Below are 333 nucleotides of genomic sequence, written 5' to 3'. Positions count from 1 at the left end.
TGGATCACTGGCTATTTGCGCCTACCCAAAGCTTATCGCAGCTTATCGCGTCCTTCTTCGGCTCCTAGTGCCAAGGCATTCACCATGCGCCCTTTGTAGCTTGACCTATTCATTTACTAATCTTAAGCGATTAAGATTAGATTTTCATTCTACAAAGAATTCAAATTAAAATTCTTGACGAAATTGTTTTATCTTTAAATTTAAAGGTTTAACAATATATCTTCACTGTGTAATTTTCAAAGAACATCCATCTTACCATTGTAAGATGTTTTTGAGAGTTAATGAACTAATCATTTGGTCTCTCAAAATTAAACAGAGTTAAAGTACCAGTTT

General features: G+C 33.9%; 1 rRNA gene. It reads right to left on the bottom strand.

Annotated features, from left to right (window positions below):
- Positions 1-106: ribosomal RNA gene (locus tag IO99_RS18105) — 23S ribosomal RNA — on the bottom strand; the annotation flags it as partial.
- Between the last annotated feature and the right edge of the window lie 227 nt (positions 107-333).

The organism is Clostridium sulfidigenes (assembly GCF_000732635.1).
GTDB lineage: Bacteria > Bacillota > Clostridia > Clostridiales > Clostridiaceae > Clostridium_J > Clostridium_J sulfidigenes.
The sequence above is the reverse complement of the archived record's forward strand: the minus strand, read 5'-3'. Positions and strand labels throughout refer to the sequence as shown.